The organism is Porphyromonas pogonae, from assembly GCF_036320655.1.
Lineage (GTDB): Bacteria > Bacteroidota > Bacteroidia > Bacteroidales > Porphyromonadaceae > Porphyromonas > Porphyromonas pogonae.
This window is the reverse complement of sequence record NZ_CP143258.1, coordinates 238,083-261,056: the sequence shown is the minus strand read 5'-3', so window position 1 is coordinate 261,056 and position 22,974 is coordinate 238,083. Positions and strand designations below refer to the sequence as shown.

The following is a 22,974-nucleotide window of genomic DNA, read 5'->3' as shown; positions in this document are numbered from 1 at the left end:
CCGTTGCATAGCAGGCAAATTACTTCGTTGCTTGCGAGGTTCGCTCTTGGTCATTTACTTGAAGTAAACTCCGTGTGCACTCACTCTTAGCGCCTTGCACTTTACCCTCTCTTCCCGGTCAAAGTGTCTTTTGTCGGCTTTGCCTCCAAAATCCACAAGACGGTTGACTTTTGCAACAGTCTCCATTTATCTTTTTATTGGAAACAAGATCATATCTATGACTCCTATTGGAATATTATTTACATGTTCTTTTCGTTTATCCAAACATGCTCTCAACATTGACCTTTAATAAGCGGATAGATAGGATGTGTATGACTAGCTGTTTTATCTCATTCCCTTTTTCGTCTTACTTACACATATGTTCTCTCCTTGGGCTGTTAGTAGGCGGAAGTAACAGCATGTCTATCGCTGTGTGTTATTTCATCGGTATTTCCTTTTATAGAGTAGGTGACATAGAAGGGATGTAGGACTGCTATTTTTATTTACACAATCTATTATGCCTGCCTTATTAAAAAGCGTGAGAAAGAGCAGATGTGAATAGTAGAGTATAGTAGAAGGTAAAGTAGAGAGTAAAGTAGTAGGAAGGTGTAGTATCACAATAAAATTCATCACAACACTCGTTACCCTTATTTTATACGGAATGGGGAATGGCAATGGGAAGTCGCTGATGAAATGTTTAACGAAATAGAGAGATCTATAGCACACAAAAAAACTTCCCAAGACACTTTGGAGAAGTATCCCGGGAAGCTGAGTTAAAAAAAGAGATTATAATTGAACTATTAAAACAATCCTTAGTTTTACCTGACTCAACTAATCAATCAACTTATCAGAAAAGCTGTGATAGGAAGGTCTGGATGTAATCGTAAATAACCGGTCCCAAAATCAGAATTATTGTAGATTCTGTAATTAAGCGTATTTTTTCAAAGTTCATGTGTATTCTTTTTGCGGTTAGTGTTGTTGGTGAAAATATCTCAAGAGAGAGCCCGGATATGCTCTATCACGCTACCCCGGGCAGTAACATCCTTATGGCTTCGTCATACCCACTGCTGTATTCGTGAGAATGCACCTGTATGTTGTGAAAAGGCATGAACATATTGATTCCTTCTCCTGTGGCATAAAAGATCGCTACGAAGATGAGGAAGATTATACTGATAAACCACAAAGTCATCCCTGTAATCTTGATCCAGCGTGGTATAGGTTTGGAATCAACATTGTTTTTGGTCGTAAGAGAATGGATGAGGGTCGTTATAGGTACCACCAATATAATAGCTGAAGCTACAATACTCAGGTAAAACATGAGGGTGGGGGAGGTGTTGTAGTTGAAAGTCCAGTCAGCCGGAATATCAGAAATATTGTCAATAAACCCCCCTACGATGGCAAGGATAAATATCATCACGAAAAATAGAATGATAATGCCGAAGCAACCGAGGCAGCCACGGAGCATACAGCCCCCTACTTTATTCACAGAGTCGTCCGGTCGTGAGTAGGTCTGTGCATCGTTGTTGATGGTTTGTCCTATATTCTCCACCGTGATAGGTTTGCCATACATCTCCAGTCTCTGCGTTGCTGTAGTAGCAGCCGGCACCAGCATCCAACAAGCAAGATAGCCCAGGAGGAATATCCAGAAGAAGCCTCCGGATACTAACATCAGTATCACTATGATAACCCTGATAGCAGTAAGATCCCAACCTGTATAAGCAGCTATGCCACTCATCACACCACAGAGCAGACTTCTGTCCACATCTCGGTAAAACTTCTTCTTGCCCAAGTCGTTCGGCTGATTGTAAAATGATTGGTTGTCTTCCCTACCGGTGGGCCCGCCGTTAATATAGCTAAATGATTGTTGCTGTTGCGATGCATTCTCATTAGTCTCCTCAAAGATGTCTTCCGGCTTACCGATGCGGTTTATGACACGCTTCACAAGATCGATATCCACAATACGGTTGTCCAGCTCATTCATCTCTACCAGTAGCTCCGCTATCCTGTTTTCAAAGTCGCTCATCAGCTCTTTCTCTTCGCCGTTTTTTACGAAGTGAGCTTGGAGGCTTTTAAGGTAATTTTCCAGTAGGATATATGCGTCTTCATCAATCTGAAATATCTGCCCTGAGATATTCATGTTCAAACTTTTTTTCATAAGGCGTCTTCGTATTTAATAGGGAAGTTTTCTTCTTTAGAGGAGAGTTTACTTATAGTATTTTCAAGAGCTGTCCAGTTGTTCTGGAGTTGAGCCAGTGCTTGTTCGCCCAGTATAGTGAGTGAATAGTACTTTCTGGGAGGACCTTGTGCCGATACTATGGTGTCATAGTTGAGCAGTCCTCCTTTCTTGAGCCGTGAGAGCAGTGGGTAAAGTGTACCTTCCACTACGATGAGGTCGGCATCTTTGAGGCTCTGGATAATGTCATTAGCGTAGAGCTTGCCGTCCCGTTTGAGCAATAGTAGAATGCAGTACTCCAAAATCCCCTTACGCATCTGAGCTTTCATATTATCGACACTCAGGAATGATTCGTTTACTTGCATGTCAAAGACGTTGTTTAGTTATTACTGTGTTGCATGTCAACGATACAAATGTATATAATTATTTTATATTCTTGCAATACATAGTACCACTTTCTTGTAATGCAAAGTACCTTTTACTTACTAAAATCTCTTAGATTGCTTGTATAGCAAGGAACTGAGGGGTGTAATTTTTTTTTTAGAAAAATGATTTTTTTTAGAAAAATAATAGATTCCCGAGGTAATTTATCGGCAATTTTATGCTTCGACATCCAAAATCGGTGAGAGAATTTCTATTGAAAGCGTATAAATATTGGTATAGAAAACAGACGTAGCTCGGTAATAAGTCTTGTTAAGCTTCTCCCTTGTAGTAAGATGCCAATGCATTGTTTAATCTTCGCAATTTACAATGTTATTACTACTCACTCTTTTTAGATAAAAATATGGAATGAGTAAGTAGTTTATTTGTTGAAGCACAATGGGGTGTTTATTGTATAAGGAGCCATCCATACCATAAATACACCTTGATCTGTTTCGAGCTGTTAAGATCTAACAGTATAGATATTTAAGTTAATAAATGCTCCTTCTGTGTCCATGCCTTTGTCGCGCTTCAGATGTTTATAAATCTAACAAAATCAAAATGAAGTTAGATGCCAAAAATCTTTGTTCTGTCTGATATTTTAATCAAAATGCATGTTTTTTGTATGTAATGCAAGTCATTTTGATAAATGTGATTGCGTATTGAGGTCAGTAAAGTTGCACTCAATATTTTCTTAAATAAGTTATGGATGTGTTTTAGTTAAGGCACGCCGGTGTTTTAACTAACAAAGTCATATACTTTAGTTAAGATAAAACTATATCACCGTTAAAACAATATCGTGTTTTAACTAAGATATAGGTAGTTTTTCCGCACACAAACTAATAAAGCCGTAAAGAGATGCATATGTCCTCTTTACGGCTTTACTATGATAGTCAAGTTATAATTTTCTACATTTTGACAATTTGATAGTTCACCTTTTTTATTCCATTTTGACAAAATGTAAATTCAAAGTGCTGCATACACATGTAAGATATCCCGGTAAATAAGTCTTTACCGATCCTGAGTCAAAGTATAGTGTATGTCCGAACATTTGTTTACGTGGTATAAAAAGTTGTTGTTATCAAGACAAAGATACAACATCGTAGCCCCCTTTGTCAAGAGGTATCTACAGATTTCTTTTATCTGATTTTGTAAAAAATATACTTTCCTCGCGCCCTTGTTTTTGAGAGTACACAGCAGTGACCGGGTCGTATAGAAGTCGTATTACACATGCTCTTACATCTTTCCCCTATGAGCTGGTAATAGTGCTCGGGGGGGGCTTTTTTTCTTTCTGTTTTTTAGTTTTACCGGATGGCGATAATATTTGTGGATATGTAGTTGTTATCCTACATCCCATTGATGGGATTTCGTGAATAGTTTGCATCTTACTCTCAGACTAAAAACGTAAATTTACACTATGGAAACGTTTATCATCATCACTCTCATCATTGTACTTATAGTGGCCGCCGTTGTTATCATAGGATTACAACGCAAGGCTGCCCTCATGTCTCAGATTACTTTGGAGGCACAGCGCACTGCTACCGATTTGGAGCACCTTGCCGGAGAAAACAGAGCCCTAAAACAGCAGCTCGAGACACTGCATATCGACAAAGCACATCTCAGCACAGAAATCGCCTCCAAGGCGGAGCGACTCGAGGAGTATCGTGCCGAAAATATGGAACTGCGTAATAAAAATATTACACAGACATCCATTGTCTCTGCCATGGAAGCCGAGATGAAGACACTGCGTGAGAGGTTGCAGGAAACTAAGGAGCAGGCTAAGCAGATCAATGAGGAGTTGCAACTTAGGTTCAAAGATCTTGCCGTAAAAATACTGGATGAAAAAAGCGAAGCACTCAATGCTCGCAGTGAAGAAACGCTGAAACCCCTGCGTGAGGATCTCAAGCGTTTTGGAGAGCAGGTAGACAAAGCCTACAGCAACGAATCGCGCGAGCGCTTTTCTCTCCACAAGCAAATCATGGAGCTTATGGCTCAAAGCACACGCATCAGTGAGGATGCCAACAACCTTACCCGTGCCCTCAAGGGCGATAGTAAGGTGCAGGGCGACTGGGGCGAGATGATCCTTGAAAACATCTTGCGCAATAGCGGACTCACCGAGGGGCAGGAATACTTTGTGCAGGAGACTCTGCGAGATAGCGAGGGTAACGTAGTGTTGCATGACGAGACCGGACATAAGATGCGCCCGGATGTGATCATACGTTATCCCAATGGTCAGCTTGTTATCATCGACAGTAAAGTAAGCCTCACCGCTTACTCGGACTATGTAGCATGTACTACGGATGACGATAGGACAAGGCTTGCCACAGCTCATCTGGCCAGCGTAAGACGTCATATCGACGAACTATCGCGCAAGGATTACCAGCGCTACTGTGATGAGGCACCTGAGTTTGTGATGCTATTTATCCCCAATGAGCCTGCTTATGCCTTGGCTCTACAGCAAAGTCCCGGTCTGTGGGACGAAGCTTATAAGAAACGTGTGGTGCTCATCAACCCTACCAATCTTATCGCTGCGCTACGTATGGCTCAGGACTTGTGGGTGCGTGATAAACAGGTCAAAAACGTGGAAGAGATAGTGAAGCAAGCTGCCGATCTGTACGACAAGTTTTGTAACTATGCCGAAAGCTTATTGGATGCCGAGCGTAAGATGCAGGGAGCCATGGACAGCATAGGTAAAGCTAAGGGACAACTGATGGAGGGTAATGGGAATTTGGTGAGGCGATTGGAGAAGCTCCGATCCATGGGGCTATCCACCAAAAAGAATATTCCTACAGCCATACTGGACAAAAGCGATACGGACGAGTAGCAACTGTCTCTCCCTCCCTCTCTCTCTGAAGGTGCTCAGAGCTATGGAGCAAACATTTACACCGGGTATTGTACATGAATAATTCTTCGTATCTTTGGCGAAAGTACTTTGGAATATAAAGTTTAAGCATGACAACTTTTAGTGAATTAGCCTCGAAGGTCTTTGCACAGGCCATAGACCAATACAATGTTTATGATGATATAGATGCTACAATGCCTCATATCTATGAACCACATACCATAGAACATGACCTTTTCAGAAAAAATTGGATCGATAATGTACAATGGCATCTGGAAGATATCATCCGTGACCCGGAGATTGATCCTGCCCAAGCCTTGCTCATCAAGCGCAGGATAGACCGTAGTAATCAAGACCGTACCGACCTCGTGGAGCTTATCGACAGCTACTTCCTCGACAAATATAAAGATGTACACGTACTGCCGGGCGCAGGCATCAATACCGAAAGTCCGGCGTGGGGTATAGACAGGCTCTCTATCCTTAAGCTCAAGATATACAACATGGACTTGGCTGTACAAAGAGCAGACACTCCTGAGCAAAAAGCAAAATGTGAGCAAAAGCTGGCCGTGCTGCATGAGCAAAACAATGATCTCTGTACCGCTATTGATGAGCTGTTGGAAGATATAGCGACAGGCAAGAAATACATGAAGGTCTATAAACAGATGAAAATGTATAACGACCCCTCTCTCAACCCGCTACTTAGAGGTCAAGAGTTATAAACCCTGCTCTGCGGCTTTTATCAGCTTATATACACTCCATCTTATAAGAATCATTTCGTTAGTTTCCATTATTATCGTTTGTCCGTCGTGAAACGTTATTTGGTCATTAGGCTTTCGGCAATAGGAGATGTCGCCATGACGCTCCCGATGCTTTATGCCATTGCCGAGGCGCACCCCGAAGACTCTTTTACGCTTCTCACCCAACCTTTCCTTACAAGTATGCTATTCAATTCGCCCCAGAACCTGGAAGCCATGGCCATTGATATCAAGCATGAGGAGAAACGGTTGTGGGGGCTTATGAGGTATGCCACCAGGTTGGGCAATGAACCGTTTGACATGGTCATTGATCTGCATGATGTATTGCGCAGTAAATACATCCGATGGATGCTGGGCTTAAGGGGAATCAAAAACATCCACATCCGCAAGCCTCGCAAGGAACGCAAGCAACTTATTGCCCGCCCCCCGCACAAGATATGTGCACCTATTCCTACCATGCTATCGGTGTACAAAGATGCCTTCGAGCGTGCCGGGATATCTGTGCCTGACAAGCTGTGTACCATGAAAGTGAGTAGCGATATCAACATAGTGATACAACATCTCTACCCTGAGTACAAAGCCTGGTCACAGCGTCCCTGGGTAGGTATTGCTCCTTTTGCAGCACATGAGAGTAAGATGTATTACCTCAGCAAGATGGAAAACGTTGTAGCAGCACTGGGAGAGGGAGATGAGTGTCAGGTATTCCTTTTTGGAGCCAAAGGCAAGGAGAAAGAGGTGTTGGACCAATGGGCTCGTAAGTACAACAATGTGTTTAGCCTTGCGGGCAAATTGTCACTCTCAGAAGAGCTGGCTATTATAGAGCGTCTCGAGTGTATGGTATCCATGGATAGTGCCAATATGCATTTGGCTTCGCTGGTAGGTACGCGGTGCATATCTGTGTGGTGTGCTACTCATCCGTATGCAGGCTTCTTGGGCTATGGTCAGAGATTGGAGGATTGCATACAGATCGATGATCTGGAGTGCAGACCCTGTTCCATTTTTGGCAACAAGAAATGTTACCGTCATGACTATGCATGTAAGAAAGGCATACAGCCATCGGATATCCTCAATAAGGTGCAAGATATACTAAAAGAAGAAAAATCTACCAAAATAAAAGAATGAAACTAAGAATAAACAAACTTATCAGTGATGCCGGGCTGGGCTCGCGTCGCGAGGTCGAAACCCTCATCAAGGAAGGGCGTGTAACCCTCAATGGGAAAAAAGCTTTACTGACCGATATGGTAGGCGAAAATGATACCGTTCTTTTTGACGGGGTAGATTTGCCGGTAAAAGACCTGCTGGTGCAAGACCATGCAGACAAAAAGCAAAGTGATCATCAGGAACAAAGCGCATCAAGAGTTAAATCAAAAAATAAAGGTCAGGAGAGGGCGGAAAGTCAGCGGATGCAGGCTGCACCCAAAAGCGCTGCCCTCAGAAAGACAAGTCGTAATAACCCTGTAAATAAAATGGCACGCAAAAGAGATCAAGATCTTTGGCAAGACGAAGACGACATCAAGGTTTATCCCATGAAACAAAAGGATAAGCGCAAGCCGGTATACAGCAAGCCGGTCAAGGGTCGTAATCGTTTTAGAGATGATGATTGACCGCGGTAGGGTCAATCCTTTTGTTAATATTTTTTGGTGTATTCGGTAGCTCCGGCACAGGGTGAGTAATCAGGTAGGCGTATGCTTGTACTTTATTTTGTGCTTTTGAAAGGCTCGAATATCGGTTTTGCCCTTACTTCTAAGGGCGGGAATCCCTCAAGATAAGCTGTTTATAAAAGCTTGAAATAGAATATTTCTTCCCCGAAATCGCTCCAGAATGCTTGTGAGCATAGACGGGATGTGATTCCTCTACTTTCGCTCTCTTTGATATCTCCCGTAAACAACTCGATGAGTAGCGTGTATGATATGATAGTGGAATACCGGATTGTGCAGTATATGATAGGGTCTATGCCTGCAACTTATGGCGTGATACCCACTGAAATATTGTAACTTTGCACAAATCCCATTCCCTTTTATCAAACAGCGATTACAGGTTGTTTACGGGAGATATCGTGTTTATATATAAAGAGTAGGCCACTGATATATACAAATCATTCCGGATGAACAATGGGGTTGTAATCAAGGTTCTATTAAATGAAATTATTGACATATTGATATGAAAGTCTATTTTGTAAGACATACCTCGGTTGCCGTGGATGGCAATCACACTTGTTACGGAAACACCGACGTAGAACTCAGAGATACCTTCGAAGCAGAAGCTGCCAAAACAAAAGATGCTCTGAGCCTTATACCCGTACAGGCAGCTTTTACCAGTCCGCTTTCCAGGGCAAAAAGATTAGCTCATTTTTGTGGATTTGATTATGCTACGGAAGACAATCGCCTTCGAGAAATGAATTTCGGAGAGTGGGAGATGCTTTCTTGGGCAGATATTATTACGGAGAATACAACAGAAGAGTTTTTCAAGCTTTACATAGATAATAAAACACCCGGAGGGGAGTCACTCAATGATCAGTTGCATCGTGTAAGTGATTTTATCAACGAGAAGAAAGCTATGGGATATCAGGCTATTGTAGTCTTTTGCCACGGCGGTGTCATCAATTGTGCCCGCACTTTTGCCGGACAATGTTCTATTGAAACGGCGTTTAGTCTCATTCCTGATTTCGGATCTATTACGATGATCGAATATAATTGATTGTTTTTTCATCATTATCAAACATATTTTGTTGTTTTTGGGTTACATATATAGTAATAAGAAGCAATAACACTTAAACATTTACGCTCTCTCACTACAATTGGATATATATAGTCTAATTAAAATTATATCAAGAAAATGGAATTAAAACCAAGAGTTACAGAAGCAATCAATAAGCAGATCAATGCCGAAATGTGGTCATCAAATTTATATCTCTCGATGTCCATGCATTTTGCCCATGTGGGGCTCAACGGATTTGCTCATTGGATGAAGTTACAGTCACAGGAAGAAATGCACCATGCATACGAAATGATGGAGTATCTCAATAAACGTGGAGGTCAGGTCAAGATTTTGGCGGTAAATGAAGTCCCTTGCGAGTTTGGTACACCTCTCGAGATTATGGAGCAAGTATATGCTCATGAGTGCAAAGTATCCGAGCTTATCGAGCAACTTGTAAGCTTAGCTCACGAAGAGCGAGACATGCCTACACAAGACTTTTTCTGGGGATTTATACGTGAGCAGGTAGAAGAAGAAGCTACTTGTACTACTATCATCGATCAGTTACGTCTTGTACAAGGCCATAATATTATATTCATTGACAAGAATATGGGCAAGCGCGAGGCATAAGCCCTATTATATATAATGAATAACCTCATAGATGGATCAGCGACCAATCCCTAAAATGTCGCATCCATTTATATTTTGTTGTATGGTTTCTTTATAATAAGCCGTGGAGTCTTTTGGCTCTGCGGCTTATTTTTTTTGCGTATACTTTGGGCGGAAGTGCTTGTTTCTAGTATTTTTCATTTGTTGTATTATTCCCTTTTTGAGATTTTAGGGATCAATCCTCATTGATCTAAAATGTATAGGCTCCGTACAGCGCCAATATGATTATCGTAATTATATATGATTCTCTTCTTGGTTGGTAAAATGAAGACATTCTCTATCGCCTAAAATGAGCCCTCATTATCAACCGGGTCTATCTTTAGTGTTAGGATATTATAACGAATTCAGAGTTTTGTCCCATCAATGTATATAAGTCTTCTTCATTTTAATCATATAAGTTTATTATTGCTCATATTTTAAAAATATGAGCATTAATAACCCTTTTAATTATAAAGTGTAGGGCTATCTTATAATAACATTATTAAACAAATTGCGACTTTACCCCATCTAACCTATCTACATGCCTCAAACATGAAACACAACAAGACTTTTAAATATAATAAGAGAATTATTGAAAATGTAACAAATGTTAATAATGCACAAAAAAGGTGAGAGCTTGCCCCTCTTAATTTGATTCTTATATCTTTGAAAATGTTTGCTGAAAATATTTTGTTTTTTAGACGTTATGTTTGGAAGGCAATAATGCTCTTAGGCAAACGTTATTGAATAGTGTTATTGGAATTAAAATTTAATTATTGCTAAAATCTATGAGAAGAGCTATCCTTCTACTATGCTCCTCTCTTTGTATTCTCACTACATCAAGCTGGGCAAAAAAACCGGTCAAGAGAGATGCAAAAAGAGCAGAGAGTAGCACAGTGGAACAGAGAACAACATCTAATCAAGACTCGGTAAGAACAACCCTCGCAGATTTATTTGCAGATCGAGTAGATTACAAGAAAAAACTGACCATTGAAAACAAAATCCATGAGAAAGAGCTAAAGAAAGAGCTCAGCATGGAAGATTTAGAATTCCCTGCCGTAGAGTTATACGGCGAAAACTCGTGGAATTCCAGCGTTAACCCTTTCACCGGTAGTGCCGCTGCCAAAATACCTGATACGTATGATATCAATTGCAGCGGATTCCAAATGCCTATCAATGATACCTACATTACATCCAATTTTGGCTATCGCAGACGTTTTCGCAGAATGCACTATGGTGTAGACCTCAAGCTTAATATTGGAGATACCGTACGCAGTGCATATGACGGCAAGGTTCGTATCAAAGATTATGAAGGAGGCGGGTACGGCAATTATGTAGTAGTACGCCACCCCAACGGGTTGGAAACAGTTTACGGGCATTTGAGCCGTAGTTTGGTATCAGAAGGCCAGATTGTCAAGGCCGGTCAGCCTATAGCTTTAGGTGGTAATACAGGCCGTTCTACAGGTCCTCACCTCCACTTCGAAACACGTTTTATGGGTATCCCCCTCAACCCATGTACCATATTTGATTTTAGCGAAGGCGCTCCTCTCAATGACGTCTATGCCTTCCGCAAAGGTCGCACATCCAGAGCTTCCTATACCACTACCTATGCTGACAAATCTGATCGCAAAGGTCGCCGTGGCAAATCACGCATGGCATCACGCCGTTCCAAAGGCTCTCCACAAGTCTATAAGGTAAAGAAAGGGGACAACCTCTCTACAATAGCTTCGAGGTATGGTGTTTCCGTGAGCAAGATATGTGCTACCAACGGAATATCCAAAACAAAGAAACTCATAGCCGGTAAGACAACGCTTAGAATACCATAAAGAGTTGCACACACCGGAGTCAGATATATCGAGTGATATGGGATAAAAGCTTTTTTGAGAGCTCAATCCATATCACTCGAATTGTTTTTACGTATCTTTGCAATGACATTCATTAACGCTTTGCCCATCAATTCCTATCATGATGATATCTTTCTATCAAAATTCCACCGGCTCGGTATATGCAGTGCAATCCGAAGCTTTACTTAGTGATGAATCAATCAAGCGTTTGATTTGGCTCTTCTCCGGAGCCAAACAGCTTCCGGAAGATGCTGTAAAAGGCTATTTTGTGGGGCCGCGTCGGGAAATGATTACTCCATGGAGTACCAATGCTGTGGAGATCACACAAAATATGAATATCCCCGGCATTCAGCGGATAGAGGAGTTCTTTCCGGTGAAAAATGAGAAGGCCACTTATGACCCCATGCTTCAAGCTCTTTATCACGGATTGGACGGATCTATTTACACTATTGACAAGAAGCCTGATCCCATCAGATTTATCAAAGATATCAAAGCTTACAATGATGCCGAGGGCTTGGCTCTGAGCGATGATGAAATAGAATATCTTCAAGGTGTAAGTAAGAAGCTCAAGCGAGAACTTACCGATAGTGAATTATTCGGATTTTCACAAGTCAACTCAGAGCATTGTCGCCATAAAATATTTGGGGGCACATTCATCATTGATGGAGAGCAAAAAGAAAGTTCTCTTTTTGAGCTCATCAAGCTTACTTCTGCAGTCAACCCCAATACTTTGGTATCCGCCTACAAGGACAACGTAGCCTTTACAGAAGGCCCCACAGTGGAGCAGTTTGCTCCCCGTTCCGCAGACAAGCCTGATTTCTTCCACACCAAAGAGTTCGACTCCGTATTGAGCCTAAAGGCCGAGACACATAACTTCCCCACCACTGTAGAGCCATTCAATGGTGCTGCTACCGGTACCGGCGGGGAGATCCGCGACCGCATGGCGGGAGGCAAAGCCAGTATACCCATGGCAGGTACAGCCGTGTATATGACTTCTTACCCGCGTACCGATGGAGCACGCGCATGGGAAAAAAGCCTTGCTCAACGTAAGTGGTTGTACCAAACTCCGCGACAGATACTCACCAAAGCTTCTAACGGTGCCAGTGATTTCGGAAATAAATTCGGTCAACCCCTCATCTGTGGCTCTGTTCTCACTTTTGAGCATCATGAGAGCCGCAGTGCCGAGAAGTATGGTTTCGACAAGGTAATCATGCTGGCAGGTGGTGTAGGCTATGCCAAAAAGAAAGATGCACTCAAGGGAAATCCCGAGCCGGGCGAGAAAGTTGTACTCATGGGAGGGGACAACTACCGCATCGGGATGGGTGGTGGAGCCGTAAGCTCCGTCAATACCGGTCAGTACGCTGGAGCTATTGAGCTCAATGCCGTGCAGAGAGCTAATCCCGAGATGCAAAAACGTGTTCAAAATGTTATCCGCTCGCTGGCCGAAGCAGATCACAACCCCATAGTATCTATCCACGATCATGGCGCAGGCGGGCATCTCAACTGCCTCTCCGAATTGGTCGAAGCCACCGGTGGTCAGATCGATATGGATCGTTTGCCCGTGGGCGACCCCACGCTCAGTGCCAAAGAAATTATAGGCAACGAGAGTCAGGAGCGTATGGGTATGCTCATGAAAGAAGAAGACGTAGAGCATGTGCGTAAGATTGCGCTCCGTGAGCGTGCTCCTATGTATGTTGTGGGCGAGACTACGGATGACATGAAGTTCGTATTCCGTAAAGATGACGGTGAGTGCCCCATCAATATGGGATTGGAAGACATGTTTGGCAAACCACCGCGCACAGTGATGATAGACAAGACTGTGCAGCACAAATATAAGAACCCTGAATATAAGTTGAGCTTGCTCGATGAGTATCTTGAGAACGTGCTTCGTATGGAAGCTGTGGCCTGTAAGGACTGGCTCACCAATAAGGTAGACCGCTCCGTTACAGGACGTGTAGCACGTCAGCAGTGCCAGGGTGAGATACAGTTACCCCTGAGTGACCTTGGAGCTATTGCTTTGGATTTTAGAGGCAAGCACGGTATGGCTACTTCTATAGGTCATGCCCCTCAAGTAGCCCTTGCCGATCCTGCCGCCGGCTCAGTGATGGCCATAGCAGAGGCGCTTACCAACATCGTATTTGCACCGCTACGCCACGGTATCGAAGGAGTTTCGTTGAGTGCCAACTGGATGTGGCCCTGTCGCAACGAGGGTGAGGATGCTCGTTTGTACAAAGCTGTACAGGCAGCGTCAGACTTTGCCATATCTCTCGGCTTGAATATCCCTACGGGCAAGGACTCCTTGTCTATGACCCAGAAGTATGGTGAGGACAAAGTGCTTAGCCCCGGTACCGTTATCATCAGCGCCGGAGCCGAAGTAAAGAATATCCGCAACATTGTTTCTCCGGTACTCATTGACAAAGATTCAGCCCTTTATTATATCGATTTCAGTTTCTCACCTTTCAAATTAGGAGGATCTGCTTTTGCACAAAGTCTGGGTTGTGTAGGCGAAGACGTCCCTACGGTAGAAGAGCCAGAGTACTTCAAAGATGCTTTCAATGCAGTGCAAAGCCTGATCGAAGAGGGGCTGGTACTTGCAGGGCATGATATCTCAGCCGGGGGTATGATCACCACCATGCTGGAAATGTGCTTTGCCAATCAGGAGGGAGGACTCGACGTCAATCTTGATAAATTGCCTGAGGAGGATATCATCAAGATACTTTTCTCAGAGAACCCCGGCGTTATATTACAAATAGCAGACAAGAAAGAGGCTGAGAAGATACTTACCGAGGCAGGTATCGGCTTTGTCAAGATCGCCAAGCCTACAGCAGAGCGTCACATGATCATCCACAAGGACGGCAAAGACTATCTCTACGGCATTGATCACAAGCGTGATGTGTGGTACGAGTCGTCATACCTCATGGATCAGTTCCAGTCCGGCAATGTGCTTGCAGGTAACCGCTTTGAGAACTATAAACAACAGCCTATTACCTATCACTTCCCCAAGGATTTCAGTGGCAAGATGAAAAAGATGGGGCTTGATCCCGATCGCAAAGAAACAAGCGGTATACGAGCTGCTATACTCCGGGACAAGGGTACCAATGGGGAGCGTGAGATGGCTTATGCCTTATACCTCGCCGGGTTCGATGTCAAGGATGTGCACCTGAGCGACCTCATCGAAGGCCGTGAGACACTTGAGGACGTACAGATGATTGTATTCTGCGGGGGATTCTCCAACTCCGACGTCTTAGGTTCTGCCAAAGGCTGGGCGGGAGGCATCTTATTCAACGAAAGAGCCAAGAAGGCTATTGAGGATTTCTATAAGCGTCCTGATACATTGAGTTTGGGTATATGCAACGGTTGCCAGCTCATGGCAGAGTTGGGACTACTCTATCCGGAGCATGAGCAAAAACACCATATGCTCCACAATGATTCTCACAAATTCGAGAGTGGGTTTGTCACTTTGGAGATTCCTAAGAACAAGTCTGTGATGCTATCTGACCTTGCCGGTACCAAGCTGGGTGTGTGGGTGGCACATGGTGAAGGCAAATTTGAGCTCCCATACGACGAAAAAGAATACCACGTTATAGCCAAATATCTTTATGATGGTTATCCTGCCAATCCCAACGGTTCGCCTTACGGTATCGCTGGACTATGCAGCAAGGATGGTAGACACTTGGCTATGATGCCTCACCCTGAGCGTGCCATATTCCCATGGCAGTGCGGATATTACCCTGATAAAGAGCGTAAGGAGCATCAGGTAACACCTTGGGTCCGGGCCTTCCGCAATGCCTTTGAGTGGATCAAAGAGCGTAATAAATAAGCTTTAGTTAGAGCTTCAGCCAAGGAGCCTGTAAGTATATTTTCCGGTGGCAATCCTCTATTTGTGAGGTTGTCGCCGGATTTATTTTTTATCTTTGGAGACTGTTGCAAAAGTCAACAGTCTCGTGGATTTTGGAGGCAAAGCCGACAAAAGACACTTTGACCGGGCAGAGAAGGTAAAGTGCAAGGCGCTAAGAGTGAGTGCACAGGGAGTTTACTTCAGGTAAATGACCAAGCGCGAATCTCGCAAGCAACGAAGCAATTGGCCTGCTATGCAACGGTCTCCTTTGGTCATTGTTACCCTGAGGTGTTTGGTCTCAGGTTCGTTATCTTACTTTTATCATGATGTTTTTAAGGATTGTTCTGAATTTTACGGATTATACTTTTTATGACTTTAAATCATTGATTCCATGTTCCCACCGGAAGTTTATCGTATAGCTCTCACCGCAGCCAAGGGGGTAGGCCCTGTGATTTGTCGTCAACTGCTCGATATAGCAGGTGATGCAAAAGACGTATTTGAGTCTCCGACTGCACTTTTGTCCAAAGCTCCCCATCTCAATCATAAATTGGTGGATAATCTGTTTGACCCTGCATTGCTGCCTCGTGCAGCTGCCCAATATGAGCAGATGAAAGCTCACCATGTAGATATGCTTTTTATTACAGACGAAAACTATCCTACACGTCTCAGGGAATGTGTGGATGCACCTCTCATACTCTATCGCAGAGGGGGATTCAGCAGATGGGAACTTCCTTTTGTGCTTAGTGTTGTAGGCACTCGCAATATGACCTCTTACGGAAAAAGCATGATCAGGTCATTGCTCACAGATCTTGCTTCTGTGCTCCCCGAGCTTGTTATAGTCAGCGGACTGGCATATGGGGTGGATATCGAAGTGCACAGGATGGCTCTAAAGGCAGGGTTGCGCAATATAGCCGTGCTGGCACACGGATTGGATATCGTTTATCCCTACCTGCACAAAGGAGATGCCGAGAGCATCTGTAGCGAGGGCGGAGCCCTCATTTCGGAGTTTGGTATAGGCACACCTCCCGAGCGTTTCAATTTTGTGAGTCGCAACCGCATCATAGCCGGCATATCTGACGCTACTCTTATCATAGAATCGGCCGATAAGGGAGGTGCCCTTATCACCGGAGAGCTGGCTTCTTCCTATGGCCGTGAGGTACTGGCAGTACCGGGTAGAGTGGGGGATGCATACTCTCAAGGTTGTAACAAACTCATCCGTACTATGAAAGCCGCCTTGGTCACATCTGCCGAGGATATAGTGTATAGCCTGGGCTGGGAGCGCAAAGGAGATGCTCTACAACCCACTTTGCAATTTAGCTATCCCGACCTGCCCGATGAGCCCTTGCTCAATCTCATTGCAGAGCATCACCCTGTTCATATCAATGATTTGGTAAGGATGTCCGGGCTCAATGTACGCGAGGTTTCATCTCGTTTGTTCGATCATGAGCTCGACGGATATATCTCTGCATTGCCGGGAGGGTTGTATACTCTGGCGGGTCGCTGATGCTGAGCTCGTTCATAACTAGAGACCGTTGCATAGCAGGCCAATTGCTTCGTTGCTTGCGAGATTCGCGCTAGGTCATTTACCTGAAGTAAACTCCCTGTGCACTCACTCTTAGCGCCTTGCACTTTACCTTCTCTGCCCGGTCAAAGTGTCTTTTGTCGGCTTTGCCTCCAAAATCCACAAGACTGTTGACTTTTGCAACAGTCTCAACTAAGGAAGATGAGTGGGGGGACATGTGTTTTTGTCCACAACCGGTTTGTTCACATTGTCACTAAGAAGGGAATTGTTTCGTTGAAATATTTTGTTTTGCTATCATTATGGTAGTTTTCTGCGGGTTATTACCCCTATCACCATCATGAGCAGTTCTTGATATATCAGAGCTCTTGACAAGCGGCTGCCTATATCGTATCTTTGTATAAAATCTAATTGTACCCTGTAGGGCAAATTTATATAACTATAGCCAAGGTATGCAAATGAAAGGTAACTTATCTAAAATCAATGAGGAGCGGCAGTTGCCCCTCTATCCTTCGTTGTGCTGCAGCCAATACGGTTATACTATCTCAAGCCTCGTCTCATAGGCCTATCTCCACGGTATATCTTTACACTTTGCCTCTACTCCACGGCATAGGCTCATTTTTATGATCAAAGGTCGTGTGGACTTATTATGATAGGTTGACGGACTTATCGTACACGGACACTCAACCGTTGTATAAGGACGCACGACTCATGTATACGGACAACCGATTCTTCATAATGAGATGTCCTATTCACGAGGATAAAGCACTCAATGCTTCTATGAACATAAAAAAATGAAGGATATTCTGCGGGATCTTTCAGATTCTGATTATATAAAACGTGTAGAGCAGCATGTTTTATTTAGCCCTTGATTTGCGAGATTTTTCGTTATACCAATGCCGTTTCTTATTTATACTTTGTACAAATAAGCTATGTAACGTAACTACGAAATAGATATTTTGGATGTTTGGAGCCTATTTGTATGATTGTTTAATATATATAGTGTCAGGGATTTATACTTCATCTTTAGACACGAATGTAAGATGTGTTTTTTGACATTATGTCAAATTTGGGTTTTTATTGAATAGATCGTTGGAGCAATGTGCTCAATAAATTTATCGTTCATTTTTGTTTCTTTTCTTCAATATCTTCTTTGGATTTATATTTTTAAGATTTTCCAGGTGGTTATATCGCCTTTCTACTCTATTTCTACATATGATTGTATGCAAAAAGTCAAAATATTTTAATCAAATTATTTATCGACTCCATTTTTTCGGCAAAAAAGAATATTTTCTCGTTTTTGGCATAGTGTTGTTATACAGTGTTTTGTGATTTCTGAAATGTTAAAAAATCATTTTTCTGAAAAAAACTTGCCAAATATTTGTGTTGTATAACATATTTATATTACATTTGTAATGTGTTTTTCATGGTATTAGATTTAAGGTTAACGAAAAAGATTGGTTGTCGGGAGACAACCAATTTTTGTTTTTTATAGAGTTCACATTTTTTCGGGTTATGCCGGAGACACATCAGCCTCCTTTTTCGTTAATACAATATGGCATTTTATACCTTTTGTTTCTTCATGTTTTATATTGATCCGTATGCTTATACCTATTTGTATATGGCTCCTATTTCTATATCTCTTTGATCTATAGAGTGCATACGTATTTGATTATTTGTTCAAGTGTCTAATTTATACATTCAAAATACCCACTTATAGGGATTGGCTTCTTTAAACTTACCGCCTAAATTTGCTAAAACGTAATTATAATTACTTAAACCTTATTATTAAATGAAAAAGATCGGATTATTTTATGGTTCTTCTACCGGAGCCACCTCAGAGATTGCTCAGAAGATAGCAAAGAAGTTGAACTGCGAAGGGAATGTTTTTGATGTAGCAAGTGCAAATCCCGAGGATGTTCAAGGATTTGATGTTCTCATTCTTGGTTCTTCTACTTGGGGATTGGGCGATTTGCAGGATGACTGGGAAGGTTTCTTGCCCAAGCTTGCCTCACAAAACCTGAGCGGTAAAAAAATCGCTTTGTTTGGCTGTGGTGACTCTGCTTGCTATTCTGATACTTTCTGCAGTGCTTTGGGTACTATCAAAAAAGAACTGGAAGGTAAAGGATGTGAGTTTATCGGTGCATATGACCCTTCAGGTTACTCTTATGAAGCGTCTGATGCCGAAGAAGGCGGAAAGCTTATCGGGCTATGTATAGATGAGGCTAACGAGTCTGACATGACGGATGAGCGCATCGACACTTGGGTGGCAGAAGTGCAGAAGCACCTCGACTAATTTATCCCCAATGATCAAGGCTTTGATTGATTGCCTATAAATAAAAGTTTTTTTAACAGATTGCAGGGATCGGTCTCGTAAGAGGCCGATCCCTGTATTTTGGTTCAATATGGTGAGGGGTAAATAGAGGGGAGACTTTGGCATATTTGCCGCGTGATGTCTATTTCCTTAGTATTGATCTTGAGAGTAGAACTGTATTAGTGCTACGATGATTTATAGTCTTACGTGGCCGTATACTGACTTCTTTTTATTCTTTTTGTTTTTTGCTAAATCTCTTGCTCATGATAAACGTATCCAGCAAGAGATAACCCAGAAGTACGAGTAAAGGTGATATCAACATGATATTGCCTGAAAATTCGGGTTTCTTCAATGATGTGAATATTGTTTTGAAATCAATCATCGCAGGATAAAAAACAAAGGTGATACATACTCCCGCTATACCCAGTATTAATGATATGATAAGCAGCCAAGGCAGTCTGCGCTCTTCCTTCTGCTTGCGTTTGTTTACATCTGCTTGCACGGCACGCATGATATCGAAGTTCGTCTTCATCGATACTTGCTCGCGGGGCAGTTGCTTGAACATCTGTTTTATATCTTGCTCTTTCATTATATGCTTGCTGTCATTAGTTCTTTCAATTTCTTTCTTAATCTAAACAACCTAACCTTGACATTTGATTCGGATAGGTTAGAGATATGAGCGATCTCCTTGACGTCCTTGTCTTCCTGATAAAACATCATGAGCATGTTGCGATCCAATGGCGGTAGCTTATCCAGCGCCCGCTTCAAATCCTCAAGCCGGTATTGCATCTCGGAGTCATCTTCATCTGCGAGGTCATCGCTTTCCAGGATAGTCTCGTTGAGTGGCAGTGCCATGAGTACACGTTTGTTTTTGCGTAGGCGGGTTACCGTTTCATTATAGGCTACCCGGTATATCCATGTGCCGAAAGAGCTGTCACCGTGAAATGACGATAGCTTGTTGTATACCTTGATGAATACCTCCTGTAAAAGATCCTCGGCATCCTCGGAGCAGTCAACCATGCGGACAATCATATTGTAGAGAATGCCGCTGTAACGCTCTACAATAAACCGGAAGACCTCAGTATTGCCCTCCAGTACCTGATATACGATGGTATTGTCTGCTAACTTTTCCATTTTGTTATTTAGACGCTATGGAATAAAATTGGTTACATCGTTGTAACCTTATTCTTAGAGTTGCGTCTAAATGGCAGATTATTAATTAAAAGTATAAAAAATATGGGTAGTTTGTTTGCTTCGATAATAGTAGGAATCATTTTCTACTTTATCTATAAGATTTTTGAATTGTATGTTCGTCGTAACGAACGCATGCGTATGTTGGACCTGAGTAAGGACAATCCCAACTTACAGATATCTGCGGAGAACTTGTGGAAAAGTTACAAAACTTCGGATTTTAGTGCTACAAGCTCCAACAACAGGTGGATCCGCATCTCTGCTTTGCTTATGGGTGTTGGCTTGGGTGCTGTGGTAGGCTTTTGGCTGATTATCTCTATCCGTTCTTATTGGGTGGAATATTTCGGAGATAGATACCTCGACACAGATATTATTCTATTGGCTTCTATGATGCTTTTTGGAGGTCTTTCGCTCCTGATAAGCTGTCTGCTTATCAAGAATAAGGAGAAGTAGCAGTGCTTGCGGTAGGCTGCCTGACTACGATATTCCTACAAAAAAGACGGAGCAACCTCTGCATAGTGTATATGCATGGAGGTTGCTCCGCTTTTTGCTAAAGTCTTTTGAGACCGTTGCATAGCAGGCAAATTGCTTCCTTGCTTTCGAGATTCGCGCTTGGTCATTTACCTCAAGTAAACTCCCTGTGCACTCACTCTTAGCGCCTTGCACTTTACCTTCTCTGCCCGGTCAAAGTGTCTTTTGTCGGCTTTGCCTCCAAAATCAACGAGACTGTTGACTTTTGCAACAGTCTCCTTTTACTTTACAGTTTAGTTAATCTCTATTTGGGGTATATCTTCGTTGTCTTTGAGAAGTTCTTTTGCATTAAGGAGTATGTCACGATATGAATTTAGATTATCAAGATCTTTTTGTTCGAGTTGAGGAAATTTTAGCTCCAGTTCGCTTAGCCTGTTTACAATAATATTGCTTACCGCAAGCCTCATAAACCACTTATGATCGGCAGGGATGATGTACCAGGGCGCATATTCTGTGTTGGTAGCAGTGATCATATCCGAATAGGCTTTCATGTAATCAGACCAAAAATCACGTTCTTTGATATCGGCAGCCGAGAATTTCCAGTTTTTTGCCGGATCGTCTATACGCGAGAGAAAGCGTTTCTTCTGAGTTTCCGATGAAACGTTGAGAAAGAACTTCAGTATTATCGTCCCATTACGTGTGAGGTGCTTCTCCATATCATTAATACTCTCATACCGATGCTCAAAGAACTTGTCATCTATATCTTCCGCCGTGTCGATGCCGGGGAGTTTCTGCTTGAGTATCAGCTCTGGGTGCACACGTGTAATCAATACCTCCTCATAGTAACTCCGATTGAAGATACCTATACGTCCCCTCTCGGGTAGAGCTTTGTAGCATCGCCACATAAAGTCATGATCCAACTCCTCTGCCGATGGTTGCTTGAAACTGAACACTTGGCAACCTTGTGGGTTTACACCAGTCATCACATGTGCTATGGTACCGTCTTTGCCAGCTGCATCCATGGCTTGGAATATGAGCAACAAGGAGTATTTGTCTGAGGCATATAGCTCGTCTTGCAGCTCTTGCAACTCTTCAATGTTTTCTTTGAGCAGTCTTTTGCCGTCTTCTTTGGTCTTTATTTTCCCGGTATATCCGGTGTTTAGCTTGGCAACGTTTACTTTGCTTCCCGCTTTAGGGTGTATTAGTCTGCTTATTGATAAATCTTGCTTGCCCATACAGTGTAAGTTGATTGGTATTTATTACAATAATAATCGGGTAAAGCCAATTGTTTATAAAAAGACCGAAATTCGTCAGAATTCCGGTCTGTATTTCGATTCGTCTTTATCCTCCATAATGCTCAGGTAGCTGGTGTACCTGCTCTCAGCTATCTCATGCCGCTCCAGTGCGGCTCTCACAGCGCATCCCGGTTCGTGGGTGTGGGTGCAATTGCTGAAACGACACTGATGGGATATTTCGAATATTTCCGGAAAGTAATGGGATACCTCTGCCGTGTCCATATCCAATGTGCCGAATCCTTTGATGCCTGGTGTATCGATAAGATAACCATGCTCGTGCTCATCGCCTAAGCGAATCATCTGCGAGAATGTAGTGGTGTGCATGCCTGTCTCGTGAACTTCCGATATCTCGGATGTTTTGAGATGTGCTTCGGGCACCAGTGCATTGATAAGAGTGCTTTTGCCCACTCCCGAGTGACCGCTCAGGAGGGTGATCTTACCCAGGAGTTGCTCTTTGATCTCTTCTATGCCTTCTCCCGTGACAGCCGATATGCGGTGGCAGGGATAGCCGACGTAGCTGTACAGATCAATAAGCATTTCCATATATCTCAGTTCGTCTTGGTCGTAAGCATCTATCTTGTTGAATATGATCTCAGTGGGTACTCTATACGCCTCGGCGGTAGCTAAGAACCGATCAATAAAAGTGGTGCTTGTCTCCGGGCGCGATATTGTGCACACCAGAAACGAATTGTCAAGGTTGGCTGCAAGGATATGCGATTGTTTGGAGAGGTTGGAGGCTCGTCTGATGATGTAGTTGTGGCGGGGAAGTATCTCTTTGATATAGAATACGCCCATATTATTGCCACTCTCTTTATCCACAAGGACATGATCCCCCACCGTAATGGGATTTGTGGAGCGTATACCTTTGAGGCGCAGATTACCTTTGGCCATGCAAGCTCGCTCTACCTCGTCATGACATCTGACCAGATAGTGGCTTCCTGTATTTTTGATGACCAGTCCTTCTATTAAATCCATGCCTTGCTCTTTACTT

Annotated in this window: 19 protein-coding genes; 12 read left to right on the top strand and 7 right to left on the bottom strand. The window is 43.0% G+C overall.

What is annotated here, in order from left to right:
* Positions 1-997: 997 nt before the first annotated feature.
* Positions 998-2,134, bottom strand: a complete 1,137-nt coding sequence (locus VYJ22_RS01000; RefSeq protein WP_329904506.1) for a PspC domain-containing protein — start codon at positions 2,132-2,134, stop codon at positions 998-1,000.
* On the bottom strand, positions 2,131-2,496 hold the full coding sequence (locus VYJ22_RS00995; protein WP_329905633.1) for a PadR family transcriptional regulator: 366 nt from the start codon (positions 2,494-2,496) through the stop codon (positions 2,131-2,133). The genes VYJ22_RS01000 and VYJ22_RS00995 overlap by 4 nt, the downstream gene beginning before the upstream one ends.
* Positions 2,497-3,989: 1,493 nt before the next feature.
* On the opposite strand from VYJ22_RS00995, the gene rmuC reads away from it, so the two are divergent.
* The 11 genes from rmuC (at position 3,990) to VYJ22_RS00940 (ending at position 19,008) form a co-directional block, all read left to right on the top strand.
* Positions 3,990-5,396 (top strand): DNA recombination protein RmuC, encoded by a 1,407-nt coding sequence (gene rmuC / locus VYJ22_RS00990; RefSeq protein ID WP_329904505.1) that lies wholly within the window; start codon positions 3,990-3,992, stop codon positions 5,394-5,396.
* 128 nt (positions 5,397-5,524) lie between these two features.
* Positions 5,525-6,133, top strand: a complete 609-nt coding sequence (locus tag VYJ22_RS00985; RefSeq protein ID WP_329904503.1) for a DUF4254 domain-containing protein — start codon at positions 5,525-5,527, stop codon at positions 6,131-6,133.
* Between the two features lie 87 nt (positions 6,134-6,220).
* Positions 6,221-7,291 carry a glycosyltransferase family 9 protein gene (locus VYJ22_RS00980; RefSeq protein ID WP_329904501.1) on the top strand — a complete coding sequence of 357 codons (1,071 nt, stop codon included), beginning with the start codon at positions 6,221-6,223 and terminating at the stop codon, positions 7,289-7,291.
* Positions 7,288-7,773 (top strand): S4 domain-containing protein, encoded by a 486-nt coding sequence (locus VYJ22_RS00975; RefSeq protein WP_329904500.1) that lies wholly within the window; start codon positions 7,288-7,290, stop codon positions 7,771-7,773. Before VYJ22_RS00980 ends, VYJ22_RS00975 begins: the two co-directional genes overlap by 4 nt.
* Positions 7,774-8,329: 556 nt before the next feature.
* A complete protein-coding gene (cobC, locus tag VYJ22_RS00970; RefSeq protein ID WP_329904498.1) occupies positions 8,330-8,866 on the top strand; it encodes an alpha-ribazole phosphatase family protein in 537 nt (178 codons plus the stop codon).
* A 138-nt stretch (positions 8,867-9,004) separates the two neighbouring features.
* Complete coding sequence (locus tag VYJ22_RS00965; RefSeq protein WP_329904497.1) at positions 9,005-9,493, top strand: ferritin; 489 nt, start codon at positions 9,005-9,007, stop codon at positions 9,491-9,493.
* Between the two features lie 806 nt (positions 9,494-10,299).
* The gene (locus VYJ22_RS00960) at positions 10,300-11,337 is read left to right on the top strand and encodes a M23 family metallopeptidase (RefSeq protein WP_329904496.1); all 1,038 of its coding nucleotides are present in this window, start codon (positions 10,300-10,302) and stop codon (positions 11,335-11,337) included.
* Between the two features lie 142 nt (positions 11,338-11,479).
* Positions 11,480-15,175, top strand: a complete 3,696-nt coding sequence (gene purL / locus VYJ22_RS00955) for a phosphoribosylformylglycinamidine synthase (protein ID WP_329905632.1) — start codon at positions 11,480-11,482, stop codon at positions 15,173-15,175.
* A 226-nt stretch (positions 15,176-15,401) separates the two neighbouring features.
* On the top strand, positions 15,402-15,566 hold the full coding sequence (locus tag VYJ22_RS00950) for a hypothetical protein (RefSeq protein WP_329904495.1): 165 nt from the start codon (positions 15,402-15,404) through the stop codon (positions 15,564-15,566).
* A gap of 18 nt (positions 15,567-15,584) precedes the next feature.
* A complete protein-coding gene (gene dprA, locus VYJ22_RS00945) occupies positions 15,585-16,697 on the top strand; it encodes a DNA-processing protein DprA (RefSeq protein ID WP_329904494.1) in 1,113 nt (370 codons plus the stop codon).
* A gap of 1,807 nt (positions 16,698-18,504) precedes the next feature.
* Complete coding sequence (locus VYJ22_RS00940) at positions 18,505-19,008, top strand: flavodoxin (RefSeq protein ID WP_329904493.1); 504 nt, start codon at positions 18,505-18,507, stop codon at positions 19,006-19,008.
* 247 nt (positions 19,009-19,255) lie between these two features.
* Here the strand turns inward: VYJ22_RS00940 and VYJ22_RS00935 are convergent, their stop codons facing one another.
* Together VYJ22_RS00935 and VYJ22_RS00930 are read right to left on the bottom strand one after the other, a co-directional pair.
* On the bottom strand, positions 19,256-19,615 hold the full coding sequence (locus VYJ22_RS00935; RefSeq protein ID WP_329904491.1) for a hypothetical protein: 360 nt from the start codon (positions 19,613-19,615) through the stop codon (positions 19,256-19,258).
* Positions 19,615-20,160, bottom strand: coding sequence for an RNA polymerase sigma factor (locus tag VYJ22_RS00930; RefSeq protein ID WP_329904489.1), 546 nt, complete (start codon positions 20,158-20,160; stop codon positions 19,615-19,617). Before VYJ22_RS00930 ends, VYJ22_RS00935 begins: the two co-directional genes overlap by 1 nt.
* Before the next feature lie 102 nt (positions 20,161-20,262).
* On the opposite strand from VYJ22_RS00930, the gene VYJ22_RS00925 reads away from it, so the two are divergent.
* On the top strand, positions 20,263-20,670 hold the full coding sequence (locus tag VYJ22_RS00925) for a hypothetical protein (protein ID WP_329904488.1): 408 nt from the start codon (positions 20,263-20,265) through the stop codon (positions 20,668-20,670).
* A 35-nt stretch (positions 20,671-20,705) separates the two neighbouring features.
* On the opposite strand, the gene VYJ22_RS00920 is transcribed toward VYJ22_RS00925, so the two are convergent.
* The 3 genes from VYJ22_RS00920 to rsgA form a co-directional block, all read right to left on the bottom strand.
* On the bottom strand, positions 20,706-20,837 hold the full coding sequence (locus VYJ22_RS00920; protein WP_329904486.1) for a hypothetical protein: 132 nt from the start codon (positions 20,835-20,837) through the stop codon (positions 20,706-20,708).
* Between the two features lie 144 nt (positions 20,838-20,981).
* Positions 20,982-21,923, bottom strand: a complete 942-nt coding sequence (locus VYJ22_RS00915) for a polyphosphate kinase 2 family protein (RefSeq protein ID WP_329904484.1) — start codon at positions 21,921-21,923, stop codon at positions 20,982-20,984.
* Between the two features lie 75 nt (positions 21,924-21,998).
* A complete protein-coding gene (gene rsgA / locus VYJ22_RS00910; protein ID WP_329905631.1) occupies positions 21,999-22,949 on the bottom strand; it encodes a ribosome small subunit-dependent GTPase A in 951 nt (316 codons plus the stop codon).
* Positions 22,950-22,974 lie beyond the last annotated feature (25 nt).

What these genes read in the sequence shown, in the direction of transcription:
- VYJ22_RS00930 (WP_329904489.1), bottom strand. Translation starts at nt 20,160, where the DNA reads ATGGAAAAGTTAGCAGACAATACCATCGTATATCAGGTACTGGAGGGC.
- cobC (WP_329904498.1), top strand. Translation starts at nt 8,330, where the DNA reads ATGAAAGTCTATTTTGTAAGACATACCTCGGTTGCCGTGGATGGCAAT.
- VYJ22_RS00915 (WP_329904484.1), bottom strand. Translation starts at nt 21,923, where the DNA reads ATGGGCAAGCAAGATTTATCAATAAGCAGACTAATACACCCTAAAGCG.
- VYJ22_RS00940 (WP_329904493.1), top strand. Translation starts at nt 18,505, where the DNA reads ATGAAAAAGATCGGATTATTTTATGGTTCTTCTACCGGAGCCACCTCA.
- VYJ22_RS00950 (WP_329904495.1), top strand. Translation starts at nt 15,402, where the DNA reads ATGACCAAGCGCGAATCTCGCAAGCAACGAAGCAATTGGCCTGCTATG.
- purL (WP_329905632.1), top strand. Translation starts at nt 11,480, where the DNA reads ATGATATCTTTCTATCAAAATTCCACCGGCTCGGTATATGCAGTGCAA.
- VYJ22_RS00985 (WP_329904503.1), top strand. Translation starts at nt 5,525, where the DNA reads ATGACAACTTTTAGTGAATTAGCCTCGAAGGTCTTTGCACAGGCCATA.
- VYJ22_RS00925 (WP_329904488.1), top strand. Translation starts at nt 20,263, where the DNA reads ATGGGTAGTTTGTTTGCTTCGATAATAGTAGGAATCATTTTCTACTTT.
- VYJ22_RS00975 (WP_329904500.1), top strand. Translation starts at nt 7,288, where the DNA reads ATGAAACTAAGAATAAACAAACTTATCAGTGATGCCGGGCTGGGCTCG.
- VYJ22_RS00960 (WP_329904496.1), top strand. Translation starts at nt 10,300, where the DNA reads ATGAGAAGAGCTATCCTTCTACTATGCTCCTCTCTTTGTATTCTCACT.
- rmuC (WP_329904505.1), top strand. Translation starts at nt 3,990, where the DNA reads ATGGAAACGTTTATCATCATCACTCTCATCATTGTACTTATAGTGGCC.
- VYJ22_RS01000 (WP_329904506.1), bottom strand. Translation starts at nt 2,134, where the DNA reads ATGAAAAAAAGTTTGAACATGAATATCTCAGGGCAGATATTTCAGATT.
- VYJ22_RS00920 (WP_329904486.1), bottom strand. Translation starts at nt 20,837, where the DNA reads ATGACCAAGCGCGAATCTCGAAAGCAAGGAAGCAATTTGCCTGCTATG.
- dprA (WP_329904494.1), top strand. Translation starts at nt 15,585, where the DNA reads ATGTTCCCACCGGAAGTTTATCGTATAGCTCTCACCGCAGCCAAGGGG.
- VYJ22_RS00965 (WP_329904497.1), top strand. Translation starts at nt 9,005, where the DNA reads ATGGAATTAAAACCAAGAGTTACAGAAGCAATCAATAAGCAGATCAAT.
- VYJ22_RS00935 (WP_329904491.1), bottom strand. Translation starts at nt 19,615, where the DNA reads ATGAAAGAGCAAGATATAAAACAGATGTTCAAGCAACTGCCCCGCGAG.